Origin of the sequence: Microbacterium sp. K2, assembly GCF_051365005.1 — a bacterium.
In the GTDB taxonomy this organism is placed as follows: Bacteria; Actinomycetota; Actinomycetes; order Actinomycetales; family Microbacteriaceae; genus Microbacterium; species Microbacterium foliorum_B.
Map to the genome: position 1 here is coordinate 94,019 of NZ_JBLWII010000001.1, position 17,854 is coordinate 111,872.

Below are 17,854 nucleotides of genomic sequence, written 5' to 3' on the forward strand. Positions count from 1 at the left end.
TCCTCGTACGTTCCTCTTCGATGAATAAGCGTCAGTTGGACTTCGCCGTGATCCACACGGTGATGGCGACGAGCGCGCCGATTCCGAAGATCCAGACGAACAGGCCCTCGGAGACGGGACCGAGCGAACCGAGCGAGAAACCGCCGATCTGCACGGACTGCTGCTGGTAGAGCAGAGCCGAGATGATGTCGCGCTTGTCTTCGTCCGACAGGTTCATGTCGCCGAAGACGGGCATGTTCTGGGGTCCCGTGACCATGGCCGCATACATGTGCAGTGCGCTGGTCTCGGTGATCGCCGGGGCGTACTTGCCCTCGGTGAGTGCGCCACCGGCTGCTGCCACGTTGTGGCACATCGCGCAGTTCACGCGGAACAGCTCGGCACCGTTGGCGACGTCTCCGCCACCGTCGAGGATGTGATCCTCGGGGAACGTGGGACCAGGAGCCGACGCCTGCACGAAGGAGGAGATCGCGAGGATCTGCTCCTCGGTGAACTGCGGCTCCTTCTGCGGAGCCTGCGGTCCCTGCATCTGCAGCGGCATGCGGCCCGTCGACAGCTGGAACTCGGTCGCGAGCTCGCCGACGCCGTAGAGGCTCGGTCCGTTCGCAGTCCCCTGCAGATCGAGACCGTGGCAGGTGGCGCAGTTGGCCGTGAACAGCTTCTCGCCGTCCTCGACCGTGAGCGTGCTCGCAGCGGTGGTCTGGGTGTCCGTCGCAGCGAAGGCTGCGGACGTTCCGGCGTATACCGCGCCGGTGATCATGAGGCCTGCTCCGATGAGCGCTGCCGCAGCCAGTGGGCTGCGACGGCCATTCGAACGGCGCTTCTTCTCTCGTGCCATCTCGGGGATCAGCTCCGCTCTTATTTCAGGAAGTAGATAACGACGAACAGCACGATCCAGACGACGTCGACGAAGTGCCAGTAGTAGGACACCACGATCGAGGACGTCGCCTCTTTGTGCCGGAAATTCTTGACGGCGTATGCACGCCCGATGACGAGGAGGAACGCGATCAGACCGCCGGTGACGTGCAGGGCGTGGAAGCCCGTCGTGATGTAGAACGCGGAAGCGTAGGAGTCTGCGCTGATCGGCATGCCCTCGGCGACGAGCGTCGCGTACTCCCAGACCTGACCGGCGACGAAGATCGAGCCGAGTGCGAAGGTGAGGAAGAACCACTCGACCATGCCCCAGCCGAACAGGCGGCGGCGGCCTGCGCCGTTCTTCAGGCCCTTGGCGAGGCGGTACGGCTGCAGGTCCTCTGCCGCGAACACGCCCATCTGGCACGTGAAGGAGGAGAGGACCAGGATGGCCGTGTTGACGAACGCGAACGGAACGTTCAGCAGTTCGGTGCGGTCGGCCCAGAGCTCGGGGGAGGTGCTGCGGAGCGTGAAGTAGATCGCGAAGAGTCCCGCGAAGAACATCACCTCACTGCCGAGCCACACAATGGTGCCGACAGCTACCGGGTTGGGGCGCTTGATCGTTCTTGCCGCCGGGGCATACGTCGCTGAGGTCGTCACCCTTCCATTATGGCCGATCCGCGGGCATGATTCTCGCACCGGCGGCCGTCGTTTGGCCCTAATTCGACTTAGGTGACCCTAAGAAAACGCTGCGAATCCTCGGTGAATCCGCGGGAAACGAGGGATGGCGCACGCCCGTGCGTCTGTCGCGAAGATCCTGCACGTTTTCCCGGCGCCGATAGGATCGCACACATGGCTGATTCCCTGACCTGGTCCGACGTGCTCACCACTCTCCTGGAGCGTCGCGATCTCAGCGTCTGGGAGTCGACGTGGGCCATGCGGCAGATCATGCGCGGCGACGTCACCCAGGCCCAGCTCGCAGGCTTCCTCGTCGCTCTCCGCGCCAAGGGAGAGACGATCGACGAGATCGTCGGCTTCCGTGACGCCATCCTCGAGGCGGCGGTCCCGCTGCCCGTGTCGCCTGACGTCCTCGACATCGTCGGCACCGGCGGTGACCGGGTCGGCACGGTCAATGTCTCGACCACCGCAGCGGTCATCATCGGCGCCACCGGAATCCCGGTCGTCAAGCACGGAAATCGTGCCGCCAGCTCGGCCTCCGGGTCGTCCGATGTGCTGAGCGCACTCGGGTTGGAACTCACCCTCGATCCCGCAGCGGTCTCGTCGATCCTCGACCGCACCGGCATCACCTTCGCATGGGCGGGCGCCTTCCACCCCGGCTTCAAGCACGCGGGTGCCGTGCGCGCCGAACTCGGGGTTCCCACCGTCTTCAACATGCTCGGACCGCTCTGCAACCCTGCGCGGGCGGAGGCGAACGCCGTAGGCGTCGCCCAGCTCGAGCGTGTGCCGCTGATCACGGGCGTGTTCCGGACGCGCGGCGCGACGGCGCTGGTGTTCCGCGGCGACGACGGACTCGACGAGCTGACCACCACGGGGCACAGCCGCATCTGGGAGGTCACGCGCGGCGACATCCACGAGCACGACCTCGACCCTCGTGACCTCGGCATCCCTATCGCCGACCTCGCAGATCTGATCGGCGGAACCCCTGATCACAACGCCGCAGTGCTCCGCAGAACCCTCGAGGGCGAGAAGGGGGCAGTGCGAGACATCGTCCTGCTCAACGCGGCCGCCGGCATCGTCGCGTTCGAGCTCTCCCAGGATGCGACACAGGTGCAGCGCCCGATCCTCGAGCGCCTCCGCGAGGGATACGAGCGAGCAGCTGCCGCCGTCGACGACGGCAGCGCCATCGCCAAACTCGACCAGTGGATCGGCGTGAGCCGCGAGCTGGCGTCGGCATAGGCACCACGATGGACCCCGTAGCCGCTCTGCTCGAGATCGCCTCGTTGCTCGAGCGCGAACGGGCATCCCGGTATCGGGCGAAGGCGTTCCGTCAGGCCGCGGCGACTCTGGAGCAGCTGCCCCAAGACGTGCGCGCCGACCCGACGAGGCTGCGTGCATCGAAGGGGATCGGCGAGTCGACGTTCGCGGTCATCCGCCAGGCGCAGAGCGGAGAAGTGCCCGACTATCTCGTCGAGCTGCGTGGCGACGTCGAGCCGGAGCGGGTGTCCGCGCTGAGGGCGAAGCTGCGCGGAGATCTGCACGCGCACACGGACTGGTCTGACGGGACCACGCCCATCCCCGTGATGGCGGCGGCGGCGCGAGCCCTCGGACACGAATACCAGGCGATCACCGACCATTCACCGCGCCTGAGGGTCGCTCGCGGGCTCTCGCCAGAGAGGCTGCGCGAGCAGATCCCGCTCGTGCGGGCCGAGTCGGTGGAGGGGTTCACGCTCCTGGCAGGCATCGAGGTCGACATCCTCGAGGACGGCGCCCTCGACCAGGAGGATGCGCTGCTCGGCGAGCTCGACATCGTCGTCGCCTCCGTCCATTCCAAACTGCGCATGGAGGCGAGGCCGATGACGGCTCGGATGATCGCCGCCGTCTCGCATCCGCGCGTCAACGTCCTCGGCCATTGCACCGGCCGCCTCGTGCAGGGCGAACGCGGCACGCGGCCGGAATCCCGGTTCGATGCGGCTGCCGTGTTCGCGGCATGCGCGGAGAACGGAGTGGCCGTCGAGATCAACTCCCGACCCGAGCGTCAGGATCCGCCCGACGAGCTGATCGCGATCGCCCTCGACGCCGGCTGCCTCTTCTCGATCGACTCGGATGCACATGCGCCCGGTCAGCTCTCGCTCCTCGACCATGGCGCGGAGCGCGCGGAACGGGCCGGGGTGCCCGCATCCCGCATCATCACGACCTGGGGGCTCGACCGGCTGCTCGCCTGGGCGAGCTGAATCAGTCGTCGATCGTCGCGATCGCAGCGACGGCACGGGTCATCGAGCCTCCGAGGTTCCACTTCTCCGCGAGCTCGGTCGCAGCGTCGACCTCGGCCGGGTCGAGCGGACGGAGCGCGTCGCTCGGCGCCACGATGTCGAGGTCGGGCGCTACCGCGACCACCGTCGGGGCGACATCGAGGTAGTCGGCCGCGGCGAGGATCTTCGAGCGGACCCCCGCGCTCATGCCCTCTCCGGCTTCAGCGGCCTGTCGGATGCCGACCAGGTCGCCATGCGCCTGCAGGAGCGTGGCTGCGGTCTTCTCTCCGACGCCCGCGACGCCGGGCAGGCCGTCGGACGCATCGCCGCGCATCGTCGCGAAGTCGGCGTACTGGCCGGGCAGCACACCGTACTTCGCCACCACGACGGCATCCGTGACGATCTCGAGGTTGCTCATTCCCCGAGCCGTATAGATGACGCGGATGCCTCTCGCATCGTCGACGAGCTGGAACAGATCCCGGTCGCCCGTCACGATGTCGACCGGCATGGTCGCGTGGGTCGTGAGGGTGCCGATGACATCATCGGCCTCGTGCTCGGCGACACCGATGATCGGGATGCCGAGTGCACCGAGCGTCTGACGGATCAGCGGTATCTGCGCCTCCAACGGGTCGGGTACCTCTTCGACGTCGGGCCCGGCGGGAACGACCTCGACAACACGATGCTCCTTGTAGCTCGGGATCAGATCGACGCGCCACTGGGGTCGCCAGTCGTCGTCCCAGCACGCGACCACGTGGGTCGGCTCGTACAGTGTGATCAGCTTCGCGATGATGTCGAGCAGCCCCCGCGCGGCGTTGATGGGGGAGCCGTCGGGTGCCGTGACCTTGTCGGGCACTCCGTAGAAGGCGCGGAAGTAGAGACTGGCGGTGTCGAGCAGGAGAAGCTTGTCGGCGCGGGGCATGCACACAGTCTGTCAGCGCGGCGAAAGCTGTTGGTATCGAGTCCGTCATATCGCGCTGCGATCTGATAGCCTTGATTGTCACTCGTGGCGTGCCTATGCATGCCTGCGTGGCAGAAACCAAATCAATCGCTGCAGAGCTCGTGATCGGTCGTGCGCGACCGGAGCCTTCAGCCCGAGTCTCCATTCACAAGGACAACCCACTACATGACTACCGCAACGACCGCCCCGGCCACCAAGCAGGTCGCCATCAACGACATCGGATCTGCTGAGGACTTCCTGGCCGCGGTCGAGAAGACCCTGAAGTTCTTCAACGACGGCGACATCATCGAAGGAACGATCGTCAAGATCGACCGCGATGAGGTCCTCCTCGATGTCGGATACAAGACCGAGGGCGTCATCCCCTCGCGCGAGCTCTCGATCAAGCACGACGTAGACCCCAACGAGGTCGTCAAGGTCGGCGACGAGGTCGAGGCCCTGGTTCTCCAGAAGGAGGACAAGGAAGGCCGTCTCATCCTCTCCAAGAAGCGTGCTCAGTACGAGCGTGCCTGGGGAGATGTCGAGAAGATCAAGGAGAACGACGGCGTCGTCACCGGTACGGTCATCGAGGTCGTCAAGGGTGGACTCATCGTCGACATCGGCCTCCGCGGCTTCCTTCCGGCTTCGCTCATCGAGCTCCGCCGCGTCCGCGATCTCACGCCGTACCTCGGCCAGGAGATCGAGGCCAAGATCCTCGAGCTCGACAAGAACCGCAACAACGTCGTGCTCAGCCGCCGTGCGCTGCTCGAGCAGACGCAGTCGGAGTCGCGCACCACGTTCCTGAACAACCTGCACAAGGGTCAGGTCCGCAAGGGTGTCGTGTCGTCGATCGTCAACTTCGGTGCATTCGTCGACCTGGGCGGCGTGGACGGCCTCGTGCACGTCTCCGAGCTGTCCTGGAAGCACATCGAGCACGCCTCCGAGGTCGTCGAGGTCGGCCAGGAGGTCACCGTCGAGATCCTCGAGGTCGACCTCGACCGCGAGCGCGTCTCCCTGTCGCTGAAGGCGACGCAGGAGGACCCGTGGCAGGTCTTCGCCCGTACCCACGCGATCGGTCAGGTCACGCCGGGTAAGGTCACCAAGCTCGTTCCGTTCGGTGCGTTCGTCCGCGTCGCGGACGGCATCGAGGGCCTCGTCCACATCTCCGAGCTCTCCAGCAAGCACGTCGAGCTGGCCGAGCAGGTCGTGTCGGTCGGCGAAGAGGTCTTCGTCAAGGTCATCGACATCGACCTCGAGCGTCGCCGCATCTCGCTGTCGCTGAAGCAGGCCAACGAGGCCGTCGACGTCAACGGCACCGAGTTCGACCCGGCGCTCTACGGCATGCTCGCCGAATACGACGAGGCTGGCGAGTACAAGTACCCGGAGGGCTTCGACCCCGAGACCGGTGCATGGAAGGAAGGCTTCGACACCCAGCGCGAGGCATGGGAGCAGGAGTACGCGGCAGCCCAGGCTCGCTGGGAGGCCCACAAGGCTCAGGTTGCCAAGGCAGCCGAGGCCGAGGCGGCCGCTGGCGACGACTTCGGTGGCCAGGTCTTCTCGAGCGAGGTCGCAGGCGCGGGCACGCTCGCTGACGACGAGGCTCTCGCCGCTCTGCGCGAGAAGCTCTCGGGCGGCAACGCTTAAGCATCACGCTCTGAACGGGCCGTCATCCTTCGGGATGGCGGCCCGTTCTGCATTCTGGTCGCGTGTGGTGGCTCCGTGACCGAACATTACGACGGCATTCGTAACATGGGGCTGGCCCCGCCAGCATGGGGATATGACTTCCCTCCTCTCCACCACGCGCGTCGACGAGTCGGCCGACGCCGGCACGGCGCAGCGCGTGCGGTTGCGAGAGGTCGGGCGGAGCTTCCCGCTCGCGCGAGGACGCCGCGATGTTCTCCGCGGGGTCGACATCGAGGTGGCGGCCGGCGAGATCATCGCCGTCGTCGGACCGTCAGGATGCGGCAAGTCGACGCTTCTCCGACTGATCGGCGGTCTGGACGCGCCCTCCAGCGGCAGCATCCTGCTCGACGACTCGGGTGTCGCGGACGTCGATGAGCGCACCGCCGTCGCTTTCCAGGAGCCACGGCTGCTGCCCTGGCGGACGATCTCGCAGAACGTCGAGCTCGGCCTTCCGCGGGGCACGGCACGCCGTGCTGGCCGAGAACGCGTGCGCGAGCTGCTCGAACTGGTCGGCCTCGAGAATGCCGCCGACCAGCGCCCACGCGAGGTGTCAGGCGGCATGGCCCAGCGTGCCTCGCTCGCGCGCGCCCTCGCTCGGAACCCCGGAGTGCTGCTGCTGGATGAGCCGTTCGGCGCGCTCGACGCTCTCACCCGCCTGCGGATGCACGATCTGCTGCTGAAGATCCACGCGGCAGAACCCACGACCGTCCTCCTCGTCACCCATGACGTCGAAGAGGCCCTCTACCTGGCCGACCGCGTGCTGCTGCTGCGCACGCTCGACGCCGACGGCGGCCCGGATGAGCACTCGATCGTGCGCACGATCACCGTGCCCGGCATCCGCCCCCGCGACCGCGCCGATCGCGGCCTCGCGGACCTCCGCGCCGAGCTCCTCGAAGGACTCGGCGTCGACACCCACCACCGCACTGCCACCGAGGAGACCCGATGAGCACCATCACCCGCCGAATCATCCCTGCGATCGCTGTCGCCGGGACGATGATGCTCGTCGCCACCGGGTGCGTCGCCGGTGAGAACGCCACTGCCTCGGACGCGTCGACGGACGATGCGGCCGCGACGGGCGAATGGTCCGCAGATACGCTCTCCATCGACTTCGCGACGTACAACCCGCTCAGCCTGGTGATCCGAGACCAGGGCATTCTCGAAGAGATCCTCGGCGACGACGTCGCGGTCGAGTGGGTGCAGTCCGCCGGCTCCAACAAGGCGAACGAGCTGCTCCGCTCCGGATCGATCGATGTGGGCTCGACGGCCGGCTCGGCTGCGCTTCTGGCGCGCTCGAACGGCTCGCCCATCCAGGTGATCGACATCTTCTCGCAGCCCGAGTGGTCGGCGATCGTCGTGGGGCCGGACAGCGACATCGCGTCGGTGGAGGACCTCGCCGGCAAGTCGGTCGCCGCGACGAAGGGAACCGACCCCTATTTCTTCCTGCTCCAGTCGCTGGAGGAGGCGGGGCTCTCGATCGATGACGTCGAGGTGCAGAACCTCCAGCACGCCGACGGCCGTGCTGCTCTCGACGGCGGTTCGGTGGATGCCTGGGCGGGCCTCGACCCCATCATGGCAGCCGCCGAGGTGGAGTCGGGCGACCAGCTGATCTACCGCAACGTGGACTTCAACACCTACGGTTTCCTCAACGCCACAGAGGACTTCATCGAGAACCACGCCGACCTCGCTCAGGCGGTCGTGGACGCATACGAGCAGGCACGCGAGTGGGCGCTCGAGAACCCCGAGGAGACCGCAGCCCTGCTGGCCGAGGTCGCGGGAATCGACATCGAGGTCGCGACGACCGTGATCGAGGAGCGTTCGAACCTCGATGTGAGCGGCATCCCGGGCGACGCGCAGCTCGACGTGCTCGAGAAGATCGCTCCGGTGCTCGTCGAGTCAGGAGACGTCCAGGGCGGCAAGGACTCCGTCGACGAGGCGCTCGACTCGATCGTCAACGCCACATTCGCAGAGAAGGCGGTCGGGGGCGAGTGACTCTTCCCGACCAGCGCGTGGTGGTTCCCGCAGACGCGCAGGATGCTCTCCACGCCGCTCGCGGAGTCCGTCGGCGCGACGGAGCAGGTGCGCGTCATGCGTGGGATAGACCGGCGGTGCGCCTCATCGGCGGACTGCTTCTGCCGATCGCCATCATCGGCGCATGGCAGGTGGTCACGACCATGGGTCTCGTCGCGCCGTATCTGCTGCCGTCGCCGGCCTCCGTCTTCACCGCGGGCGCCGAGCTGGCCGAACGCGGAGTGCTGTGGACGCACATCGCGATCTCCGTCCAGCGCGTACTGCTCGGCTTCGCGCTTGGATCGGTGGTCGGACTCGCGGCTGCCGGTATCGTCGGGCTCTCGAGAATCGGCGACGTGCTGCTCAGTCCCACCCTCTCGGCGATCCGAGCTGTGCCGTCGCTGGCCTGGGTTCCGTTGCTGATCCTGTGGATGCAGATCGGCGAGGAGTCCAAAGTGACGTTGATCGCCATCGGCGCCTTCTTCCCGGTGTACACCACTGTGGCGTCGGCGCTCCGCCACGTCGACCCGCAGCTCGTCGAGGCGGGGCGGTCGTTCAGCCTCCGTGGCTGGTCTCTCTTCCGCACTGTGCAGCTGCCGGCCGTCGTGCCGTCGGTCGCGGCGGGTCTTCGTCTCGCGCTCGCCCAGGCGTGGCTGTTCCTCGTCGCCGCCGAGCTCATCGCGTCGTCGATGGGACTCGGGTTCCTGCTCATCGACTCGCAGAACAGCGGACGCGTCGACAGGATCATCCTCTCGATCGTGCTGCTCGCCGTTCTCGGCACGATCACCAACGCGATCCTCGTGCTGGTCGAGAAGTATCTGCTCCGACGGTGGATATGACGATGACAGAGGCACGCCTGCAAGAGACGCGCACATATCCCGCTCCCACCGCATTCGCGGCACAGGCGAACGTCACGCGAGAGGCCTATGCGAGGGCCGCGTCCGACCCGACCCTCTTCTGGGAGCAGGCTGCTGGCCGCCTCGACTGGGTCGAGCCGTGGCACGCCGCGCACGAGTGGGATCCGCCTGTGGGGGATGCCGTTCCGGCCGCGCGCTGGTTCGTCGGAGGGCGACTGAACGTCGCATACAACTGCGTCGATCGGCACGTGGCGGCGGGGAGTGGCGACAAGGTCGCCCTGCACTTCGAGGGGGAGCCCGGCGACCGCGTGGAGGTCACATACGCCGACCTCCAGATCAGGGTGTCGCGCGCCGCCAATGCGCTCATCGCACTCGGCATCCGACCGGGCGACCGCGTCGTGGTCTACCTACCCGTGCTGATCGAGACGGTCGTCATCACGCTCGCCTGCGCGCGCATCGGCGCCGTGCACTCGCTCGTGTTCGGCGGGTTCTCTGCCGAGGCCGTGCGGTTCCGGCTCGCCGACACCGGTGCCAAGCTGCTCGTCACGAGTGACGGCCAGTTCCGCCGTGGCACCGCGACCGAGGTCAAGTCCACCGCCGATGTCGCAGCCGCCGGCCTCGCCGACCTCGAGCACGTCCTCGTGCTCCGGCGCACGGGGCAGGACGTGCCCTGGACGCACGGCCGCGACGTCTGGTGGCACGATGTCGTCGACACCGCCTCGCCGGAGCATGAGGCGGAGGCGTTCGACGCCGAGCATCCGCTCTTCATCATCTACACCTCGGGCACCACGGGCAAGCCGAAAGGACTGGTGCACACTTCGGGCGGGTACCTCACCCATGCGAGCTGGGCGCACTGGGCGCATTTCGACGCGAAGCCCGACGACGTGCACTGGTGCACGGCCGACCTCGCGTGGGTCACGGCGCACACTTACGAGATCTACGGTCCGCTCTCGAACGGACTGACGCAGGTCATCTACGAGGGCACGCCGGACACCCCGAACCGCGAGCGCCACCTCGAGATCATCGAGCGCTACGGCGTGACGGTCTACTACACGGCTCCGACCCTCATCCGCACATTCATGACCTGGTTCGGCGCCGATCTGCCCGAGGGGCACGACCTCTCGACCCTGCGTCTGCTGGGCACCGTCGGTGAGGCGATCAACCCCGAAGCCTGGGTCTGGTTCCGGCGCAACTTCGGACGCGACGAGCTGCCGGTGGTCGACACCTGGTGGCAGTCCGAGACCGGGGCAGCGATGATCGCGCCACTGCCCGGTGTGACGACGCTCAAGCCCGGGTCCGCCTCCGTGCCGCTGCCGGGAATCGACGCGACGGTCGTGGACGCGAACGGCGACGAGGTCGCCCCTGGACGATCGGGGACGCTCGTGGTGCGCCGCCCGTGGCCGGGGATGGCGAGGACGGTATGGGGAGACCCGCAGCGGTACCGTGACGCGTACTGGTCGACGTTCGCAGGGCACGGCGAGCATGGCGGCTACTACGTCGCCGGTGATGGGGCGACCCGGGACGCGGACGGGCACATCTGGATCCTCGGCCGGCTCGACGACGTCGTGAACGTGTCGGGCCACAGGCTCTCGACCATCGAGATCGAATCGGCACTGGTGGCCCACGACACGGTCGGAGAAGCAGGCACTGCGGGTGTCGCAGATCCGGTGACCGGGCAGGCTGTCGTCGCCTTCGTGACCGCATCGGGTCGCGCTGAGGTATCGACCCCGGTGCTGCGGGCAGAAGTCGCGAGGGCCATCGGCCCCATCGCCAAGCCGAAGCACATCGTCGTCGTCCCCGACCTCCCGAAGACCCGCTCGGGCAAGATCATGCGCAGGCTGCTCGCTCAGCTCTGGGAAGCAGAGCAGGACCGTCGGGCGGGGCGCGCATCGGCTCAGCTCGGCGACACGACATCGCTGCAGAACCCGTGGGCCGTCGACGACATCGCCGCCGCGCTCGAGACCGCAGAACTGAGGACATCATGACGGAAGAACACCGCTTCGGATTTCGCACGAGGGCACTCCATGCCGGGGGCACCCCCGATGCCGCCACCGGCGCCCGCGCCGTGCCGATCTATCAGACGACGTCGTTCGTGTTCGAGGACGCTGCGGACGCCGGCAACCTCTTCGCGCTGCAGAAGTACGGCAACATCTACTCACGCATCGGCAACCCCACCGTCGCCGCGCTCGAGGAGCGCCTCGCGTCGTTGGAAGGCGGCATCGGCGCCGTCGCGACCGCTTCGGGGATGAGCGCGGAGTTCATCACGTTCGCGGCCCTCGTCGGAGCCGGTGACCACGTGGTGGCCTCCGCCCAGCTGTACGGCGGCACCGTGACGCAGCTCGACGTGACGCTGCGCCGGTTCGGCGTGCAGACGACCTTCGTCGCCTCCACCGACCCCGCAGACTACGCGGCAGCGATCCGCCCCGAGACCAAGGTCGTCTACGTCGAGATGATCGGCAACCCCTCGGGCGAGATCGCCGACATCGAGGGCCTGGCAGAGGTCGCCCATGCCGCAGGGGTGCCTCTGGTCGTCGACGCGACGCTGGCCACGCCGTATCTTGCGCGGCCGCTCGAGCACGGTGCCGACATCGTCATCCACTCGGTCACGAAGTTCCTCGGCGGTCACGGCACCACGCTCGGCGGGGTGGTGATCGAGAAGGGCACGTTCGACTGGGGCAACGGACGGTTCCCGCAGATGACCGAGCCGGTCGAGTCCTACGGCGGGATCAAGTGGTGGGACAACTTCGGCGAGTACGGGTTCCTCACCAAGCTCCGCACCGAGCAGCTGCGCGACATCGGTCCGGCGCTCAGCCCGCAGTCGGCGTTCAATCTCCTGCAGGGAGTGGAGACGCTTCCGCAGCGCATCGATGCGCACCTCGCGAACGCACGGATCGTCGCCGAGTGGCTCGACTCGGACCCCAGGGTCGACTACGTGACCTGGGCGGGTCTCGCTCATCACCCGCATCATGAGCGTGCGGCGAAGTACCTGCCGCTCGGTCCCGGTTCGGTGTTCGCCTTCGGGGTGAAGGCCGACGACGGCCGTGCTGCGGGGGAGACGCTCATCGAGAGCCTGCAGCTGGCGTCGCATCTCGCGAACATCGGCGATGCGCGCACGCTCGTCATCCACCCTGCATCCACCACTCACCGGCAGCTCACGGAACCGCAGCTCGTCGCAGCGGGCGTGCGCCCTGACCTCATCCGCATCTCTGTGGGACTCGAGGATGCCGAAGACATCATCTGGGATCTCGATCAGGCCCTCACCACAGCGACAGGAGCGACCCGATGAGCGGAATCGAGACGACGGCAGCCGACGCCTGCGCGCTTCCGAACGCGCAGGACGCTGCGGCCTGCGCCCTGCCCGGCCCCGCACCGGTGCACCCCGATCGCACCTGGACCGGCCCCGGCCAGCAGCAGCGCTTCGGCATCCTCCGACGCGCGAGATCCGTCGCCATCGTCGGAGCATCGAACAATCCTGCGCGCGCGTCGTACTTCGTCGCGACCTACCTGCTCTCCAGCACCGCCTACGATGTCTACCTCGTCAACCCGCGGGAATCCGAGATCCTCGGCCAGCCGGTCTACGCCTCGCTCGCGGACCTGCCTGTGGTGCCCGACATCGTCGACGTCTTCCGTCGGCACGACGACCTGCCGGGGGTCGCCCAGGAGGCGATCGAGGCCGGCGCGCAGACGCTCTGGCTGCAGCTGGGGTCGTGGAACGAGGATGCCGCAGCGATCGCCGAGAGCGCAGGACTCTCGGTGGTGATGGACAGGTGCATCAAGATCGAGCACGCCCGGTTCCACGGTGGGCTCCACCTCGCCGGATTCGACACCGGGGTCATCAGCTCGCGTCGGCAACTGCTGGCGCGCTGACCCGAGTTCGCGGCCGAGCCTAGACTGGCGAGATGCCTCTCATCGCGCTCACCGGCGGCATCGCCTCGGGAAAGTCGACCATCGCACGACGACTCGCAGAGCTCGGAGCGGTCATCGTCGACGCCGATCAGATCGTGCGCGACGTGCAGGCGCCGGGATCCGCGGTTCTGGCACGGATCGAGGAGGTCTTCGGTGCCGACGTCATCGCAGCGGATGGCGCACTCGACCGTGCGGCGCTGGGTGCCAAGGTCTTCGCCGATCCCGAGCAGCTGGCGCGGCTGAACGCGATCGTGCACCCCGCGGTCCGTGCCGAGTCGCAGCGTCGATTCGAGGCGGCCGCCTCCGCCGATCCCGAGACGGTCGTCGTCTACGACGTCCCTCTCCTGGTCGAGGCGCGGGTCGATGACCCGTGGGATCTGATCGTCGTCGCGCATGCTCCCGCAGGCGAGCGCAGGCGCCGGCTCGTCGAGCTGCGAGGCATGGCGGAGCAGGCGGCGCAGGAGCGGATCGACGCGCAGGTGTCGGACGAGCGTCGGCTGGCGATCGCCGACGAGATCGTCGACACCTCCGGCTCTCTGGAGGAGACGATCCGGCAGACCGACTCCCTGTGGGAGCGGATCCGCTCGTCGTGACCTTCACCGGTCACTCACCGGGGTCTCCCGCCTATCGGCGTCTCATCGTCGGGCTGTTCTTCGCCGGCGTCGCGACGTTCGCGCAGTTGTACTCGCCCCAGGCCGTTCTGCCGCAGCTCTCATCGAACCTCGGGATCACACCGGCGACCGCGGCACTCGCGGTGTCGGCCGCGACGCTCGGCCTGGCGGCGGCTGTGATTCCGTGGTCGATGGTGGCGGATCGCATCGGACGCGTTCCCGCGATGGGGATCGGCATCCTCACTGCGACCGCGCTCGGGCTTCTGGCGCCGTTGAGCACCGGGATGGAGATGCTGTTGGCGCTGCGTCTGCTCGAGGGAGTGGCGTTGGGGGCGGTGCCTGCGGTGGCGCTCGCATATCTCGGCGAGGAGGTGAGCGCACGCGATGCCGCGACTGCAGCCGGGAGCTATATAGCCGGGACGACCGTGGGCGGTCTGCTCGGTCGTGTCCTGTCGGGATTGGTCGGCGAGCCGTGGGGGTGGCGTGCGGGCATCTGGACCGTAGCCGGTGTGTGCGCGGTCGCGGCGGTGCTGTTCCTCTGGCTGACGCCGAAGGCCCAGGGGTTCGTGCCCGGTCGCTTTCGCGACGATGCGTCGCCGGGAATGCTCGAGCGCCTGGTGATGCCGCTGCGCTCCGGGCCGCAGCTCGCGCTCTACGCGCAGGGCTTCCTTCTCATGGGCGCTTTCGTCGCGGTGTACAACTACCTCGGGTTCCACCTCATCGACCCGCCGTTCGCTCTTCCGAGCTGGTTGGTGACGCTTCTGTTCCTCGCTTATCTCGCGGGTACCGTGTCGTCGCCGACGGCCGGCGCCCTCGCATCCCGCTTCGGTCGGTATCCGGTGCTGCTGGTCTCGATCGCCGTGATGGCCGCCGGTGCCCTCGCCATGCTCAGCCATGTCCTCCTCGTGGTGATCCTCGGGCTGCTGCTCTTCACCGGCGGCTTCTTCGGCGCGCATGCGGTCGCCTCAGGGTGGGCTCCCGCAGCAGCCGCTCCTGACAGCAGAGCGCAGGCATCGTCGCTGTACTACTTCGGCTACTACGCGGGGTCGAGTCTCTTCGGCTGGATGCTGGGGATCGTGTTCGGGAGGGCTGATTGGGCGTGGTTCGTCGCGGCGATCGTGGTCATGTGCGCGGTGTCCGCGGCGCTGGCGGCACGCGCGCTGCGGATGGCGCCGACCGGGCGCGCATGATCGCGAAGCGGCACCTCGTCATCGTCACTCGCTGCCACTGTCGTCCAGGAGGATCGCCCTCGGCCGATCCTCGAGCGGGCAGGACTCGTCAAGGTCTCGACCACCACTCCCTATGTGCGGACGCGTCCGGCTGACGGACCGCCACGGCCCTCTCGACGCGCGCGCGCCAGGCGGCGCACGCCCACGATGGCGACGATGACGAGGCCCACCAGCAGCAGGGCCGCGACGATGGGGATGACGATCGCGGTCGCGGCGAGCATGAATGACGCCCCGTCCTCAGCCGTGCTCAAGACGGGAGCCGCAAGGCCGCCGGTCACGGTGTTGGCGGCGACACGCGCCGTGGCCTTCACGACGTGCACGATCAGGGCGATCGCGATGCCCACGACCACTGGCACCCAGGCGTTGTCGGTGAAGAACGCCGCTGGATCGTCGACCGCGATCGTCTGAGCACCGGAGCCTGCGCCGAAGGCGATGCCTCCGGATGCCGGACGCAGAATGCTCTGGATCACGTCGTTGACGGAGTCGAGCGCCGGGATCTTGTCGGCGACGATCTCGAGCAGCAGAAGAGCGCCGAGGATCCAGAGTGCGAGGTCGCTCGAGAGCCACGACCACGAAGGCGGCAGCACCACGGCGGGAAGCAGTCGATCGGTGAGACCGAGCAGGAACAGCGGCATCCAGGCGTTGAGGCCCGCGGACGCGGCGAGGCTGGTGCCGATGAGGAACTCGATCACGCCCCCACTCTAGGCGGAGGCCGCTCGTGGCCCCGATGTCGGCGGCCAGGCATACGCTGGAGGTATGCAACCCACGCGCAGCGTCCGCCCTTTCGAGGTCATCAGCGAGTACGCGCCCGCCGGCGACCAGCCCAAGGCCATCGCCGAGCTCGCATCACGCATCAACGCCGGTGAGACCGACATCGTCCTGCTCGGAGCGACGGGCACGGGAAAGTCCGCCACCACCGCCTGGCTCGTCGAGCAGGTGCAGCGTCCGACGCTCGTCCTCGCGCACAACAAGACGCTCGCCGCGCAGCTCGCCAATGAGTTCCGCGAGCTGATGCCGAACAATGCCGTCGAGTACTTCGTCTCCTACTACGACTACTACCAGCCTGAGGCATACGTGCCCCAGACAGACACCTTCATCGAGAAGGACTCCTCGATCAACTCCGAGGTCGAACGCCTGCGCCACTCGACCACCAACTCTCTGCTGAGTCGGCGAGACGTGATCGTGGTCTCGACCGTGTCGTGCATCTACGGCCTCGGCGCGCCCGAGGAGTACCTCAGAGCGATGGTCGCCCTCCAGGTGGGGGAGCGGTACGACAGGGACGCGCTCATCAGGCAGTTCATCTCGATGCAGTACAACCGCAACGACGTCGACTTCTCCCGCGGCAACTTCCGCGTGCGCGGCGACACCATCGAGATCATCCCCGTCTACGAGGAGCACGCGATCCGCATCGAGCTGTTCGGCGATGAGATCGAGGCGCTCTACTCGTTGCATCCGCTCACCGGGGAGGTCATCGAGAAGCTCGACTCCGTACCGATCTTCCCCGCCTCGCACTACGTGGCTGGCACCGACGTGATCCAGCGCTCCATCGGCACGATCGAGCACGAGCTCGAAGAGAGGCTCAAGGAGTTCGAGCGTCAGGGGAAGCTGCTCGAGGCTCAGCGGCTGAGGATGCGGACGACCTTCGACCTCGAGATGCTGCAGCAGCTCGGCTTCTGCTCGGGAATCGAGAACTACTCCCGGCACATGGACGGCCGGCAGCCCGGCGAGCCGCCGCATACGCTGCTCGACTTCTTCCCCGACGACTTCATGCTCGTGATCGACGAGTCGCACGTCACGGTGCCGCAGATCGGCGCGATGTACGAGGGAGACGCCTCCCGCAAGCGCACGCTCGTCGAGCACGGCTTCCGGCTGCCGAGCGCGATGGACAACCGGCCGCTGCGATGGGATGAGTTCAAGAACCGGATCGGGCAGACCGTGTATCTGTCGGCGACCCCCGGCAAGTACGAGATGGGCATCGCCGACGGTGTCGTCGAGCAGATCATCCGCCCGACGGGTCTGGTCGACCCGCACATCATCGTGAAGCCGTCGAAGGGCCAGATCGACGACCTTCTCGAAGAGATCAGGCAGCGTGTAGAGCGCGACGAGCGCGTGCTCGTGACGACACTCACCAAGAAGATGTCCGAAGAACTCACGGACTTCCTCGGCGAGCACGGCGTGCGCGTGCGGTATCTCCACTCCGATGTCGACACCCTGCGACGAGTCGAGCTGCTCAGCGAGCTGCGAGCAGGCGTCTACGACGTCCTCGTCGGCATCAACCTGCTGCGTGAAGGACTCGACCTGCCCGAGGTGTCGCTGGTAGCGATCCTCGACGCCGACAAGGAGGGGTTCCTGAGATCGGGCACGTCGCTGATCCAGACGATCGGCCGTGCGGCGCGCAACGTCTCGGGCGAAGTGCACATGTACGCCGACAAGATCACGGACTCGATGGCAAAGGCGATCGAAGAGACCGATCGACGTCGCGAGAAGCAGGTCGCCTACAACCTCGAACATGGGATCGACCCGCAGCCGCTGCGCAAGCGGATCGCCGACATCACCGAGGTGCTCGCGCGTGAAGGCGCCGACACTGCTGCGATGATGTCCGGCCGCGGGCGCGCTACCGGCAAGGGCAAGTCGCCGACGCCCAACCTGCGGCGCACCGGGATCGCCGCCGAGGGCGCCCAACAGCTCGAGGCTGTGATCCAGGACCTCTCCGACCAGATGCTCGCGGCGGCCGCCGAGCTCAAGTTCGAACTCGCCGGACGACTGCGCGACGAGGTGCAGGACATGAAGAAGGAGCTGCGCGCCATGGAGAAGGCCGGCCACGCCTGACGACACGGGAGCGACGAGC

At 67.4% G+C, this 17,854-nt stretch carries 16 protein-coding genes; 12 read left to right on the top strand and 4 right to left on the bottom strand.

Annotated features, from left to right (window positions below):
• Positions 1 to 31: 31 nt before the first annotated feature.
• Together qcrC and ctaE are read right to left on the bottom strand one after the other, a co-directional pair.
• A complete protein-coding gene (gene qcrC, locus ACLKOY_RS00465) occupies positions 32 to 835 on the bottom strand; it encodes a cytochrome bc1 complex diheme cytochrome c subunit (protein ID WP_140037423.1) in 804 nt (267 codons plus the stop codon).
• Between the two features lie 20 nt (positions 836 to 855).
• Positions 856 to 1,509: an aa3-type cytochrome oxidase subunit III gene (ctaE, locus tag ACLKOY_RS00470; RefSeq protein WP_140037422.1), complete on the bottom strand. Its 654-nt coding sequence runs from the start codon at positions 1,507 to 1,509 to the stop codon at positions 856 to 858.
• 192 nt (positions 1,510 to 1,701) lie between these two features.
• Here ctaE and trpD point away from each other — a divergent pair, with 192 nt between their 5' ends.
• On the top strand, positions 1,702 to 2,766 hold the full coding sequence (gene trpD / locus ACLKOY_RS00475; protein WP_140037421.1) for an anthranilate phosphoribosyltransferase: 1,065 nt from the start codon (positions 1,702 to 1,704) through the stop codon (positions 2,764 to 2,766).
• 8 nt (positions 2,767 to 2,774) lie between these two features.
• Positions 2,775 to 3,761, top strand: a complete 987-nt coding sequence (locus tag ACLKOY_RS00480; RefSeq protein WP_436451980.1) for a PHP domain-containing protein — start codon at positions 2,775 to 2,777, stop codon at positions 3,759 to 3,761.
• 1 nt (position 3,762) lies between these two features.
• Here ACLKOY_RS00480 and ACLKOY_RS00485 read toward each other — a convergent pair whose 3' ends face one another.
• A complete protein-coding gene (locus tag ACLKOY_RS00485; RefSeq protein ID WP_436451981.1) occupies positions 3,763 to 4,698 on the bottom strand; it encodes a 5'-3' exonuclease in 936 nt (311 codons plus the stop codon).
• Between the two features lie 204 nt (positions 4,699 to 4,902).
• Between ACLKOY_RS00485 and rpsA the strand changes: the two genes are divergently transcribed.
• The 9 genes from rpsA to ACLKOY_RS00530 all read left to right on the top strand — a co-directional run bounded on the left by rpsA (position 4,903) and on the right by ACLKOY_RS00530 (position 14,967).
• Complete coding sequence (rpsA, locus tag ACLKOY_RS00490) at positions 4,903 to 6,357, top strand: 30S ribosomal protein S1 (protein ID WP_056377208.1); 1,455 nt, start codon at positions 4,903 to 4,905, stop codon at positions 6,355 to 6,357.
• Between the two features lie 133 nt (positions 6,358 to 6,490).
• The gene (locus ACLKOY_RS00495) at positions 6,491 to 7,342 is read left to right on the top strand and encodes an ABC transporter ATP-binding protein (RefSeq protein WP_436451982.1); all 852 of its coding nucleotides are present in this window, start codon (positions 6,491 to 6,493) and stop codon (positions 7,340 to 7,342) included.
• Positions 7,339 to 8,385, top strand: a complete 1,047-nt coding sequence (locus tag ACLKOY_RS00500) for an aliphatic sulfonate ABC transporter substrate-binding protein (protein WP_436451983.1) — start codon at positions 7,339 to 7,341, stop codon at positions 8,383 to 8,385. The genes ACLKOY_RS00495 and ACLKOY_RS00500 overlap by 4 nt, the downstream gene beginning before the upstream one ends.
• Complete coding sequence (locus ACLKOY_RS00505; RefSeq protein WP_436451984.1) at positions 8,382 to 9,242, top strand: ABC transporter permease; 861 nt, start codon at positions 8,382 to 8,384, stop codon at positions 9,240 to 9,242. Before ACLKOY_RS00500 ends, ACLKOY_RS00505 begins: the two co-directional genes overlap by 4 nt.
• A gap of 2 nt (positions 9,243 to 9,244) precedes the next feature.
• Positions 9,245 to 11,245, top strand: coding sequence for an acetate--CoA ligase (gene acs / locus ACLKOY_RS00510; RefSeq protein WP_436451985.1), 2,001 nt, complete (start codon positions 9,245 to 9,247; stop codon positions 11,243 to 11,245).
• Positions 11,242 to 12,546, top strand: a complete 1,305-nt coding sequence (locus ACLKOY_RS00515) for an O-acetylhomoserine aminocarboxypropyltransferase/cysteine synthase family protein (protein ID WP_436451987.1) — start codon at positions 11,242 to 11,244, stop codon at positions 12,544 to 12,546. Before acs ends, ACLKOY_RS00515 begins: the two co-directional genes overlap by 4 nt.
• On the top strand, positions 12,543 to 13,127 hold the full coding sequence (locus ACLKOY_RS00520; RefSeq protein ID WP_436451988.1) for a CoA-binding protein: 585 nt from the start codon (positions 12,543 to 12,545) through the stop codon (positions 13,125 to 13,127). Before ACLKOY_RS00515 ends, ACLKOY_RS00520 begins: the two co-directional genes overlap by 4 nt.
• A gap of 32 nt (positions 13,128 to 13,159) precedes the next feature.
• The gene (gene coaE / locus ACLKOY_RS00525) at positions 13,160 to 13,759 is read left to right on the top strand and encodes a dephospho-CoA kinase (protein ID WP_436451989.1); all 600 of its coding nucleotides are present in this window, start codon (positions 13,160 to 13,162) and stop codon (positions 13,757 to 13,759) included.
• Positions 13,735 to 14,967, top strand: a complete 1,233-nt coding sequence (locus tag ACLKOY_RS00530) for an MFS transporter (protein WP_436451990.1) — start codon at positions 13,735 to 13,737, stop codon at positions 14,965 to 14,967. The genes coaE and ACLKOY_RS00530 overlap by 25 nt, the downstream gene beginning before the upstream one ends.
• 110 nt (positions 14,968 to 15,077) lie before the next feature.
• Here the strand turns inward: ACLKOY_RS00530 and ACLKOY_RS00535 are convergent, their stop codons facing one another.
• Entirely contained in the window at positions 15,078 to 15,698 is a 621-nt protein-coding gene (locus ACLKOY_RS00535) for a DUF4126 domain-containing protein (RefSeq protein WP_436451991.1), read from the bottom strand.
• Between the two features lie 64 nt (positions 15,699 to 15,762).
• Here ACLKOY_RS00535 and uvrB point away from each other — a divergent pair, with 64 nt between their 5' ends.
• A complete protein-coding gene (uvrB, locus tag ACLKOY_RS00540; protein ID WP_363569870.1) occupies positions 15,763 to 17,835 on the top strand; it encodes an excinuclease ABC subunit UvrB in 2,073 nt (690 codons plus the stop codon).
• Positions 17,836 to 17,854: the final 19 nt, after the last annotated feature.